Source organism: Pseudomonas sp. TSO6 (assembly GCF_056098905.1).
The window spans coordinates 1-666 of record NZ_JBLZWV010000084.1 but is presented as its reverse complement, the minus strand read 5'-3'; the positions used below and the strand labels follow the sequence as shown (position 1 = coordinate 666).

The 666-nt window shown below is 60.8% G+C and carries 1 protein-coding gene; it reads left to right on the top strand.

Going from position 1 to position 666, the window contains the following annotated elements; genetic code table 11:
* On the top strand, positions 1-666 hold a 666-nt coding region (locus ACN6NG_RS29870; RefSeq protein WP_474317519.1), incomplete at both ends, for an immunoglobulin-like domain-containing protein.

The window sequence follows — 666 nt, the reverse complement described above, 5'->3', positions numbered from 1 at the left end:
CCACTGCAACTGCGCCGGATAACGTCTATGTTGGCGCTAACCAGCCGGTAATTAACGCTATCGACGCCGTCAGCGGCGCGGATGCGTGGAAATTCGAAAACCTGAACCTGGACAAGACCCCGGTCAGTACCCAGGTTACCGACGAGCCAGGCACGCCGGGCAACGAAGGCGACCTGGTCAAGGTCACCATCACTGCCGACCAGACTTCGGTCGCCGAGAACGTCAAACCGACGTTCACCGTGCACGTCAACCAACCGCTGGACCACGAGCTGGTCGTGACCCTGAGCAACAAAGCCCAGGTCACCATCAAGGCCGGCGAGACCAGCGCGCCGTACACCCACGATGCGCAAGGCGACGACGTTTACAACGATGCCGGAGAGATCAGTGTTGGCATCAAGTCGGCGGTAGACGCTACCGGTGCGACCTTCGAGAACCTGGAGTTGGGCGGCGCTGCGAAAGTGGATGTCACCGACACCACCGACGAAGTCGTGGCCAAGCTGACCGCGACCCCTTCGGTGACCGAAGGCGGCGAGATCACCTACACGATCACGCTGACCAACAAAGACGGCCTGCCGATCAACAACCATGGCGCCCTGACCTTCACGCTGAGCGACGGTAAAACCGTCATCACCGTACCGGCCAACGGCACTACTGGTTCGATCACTG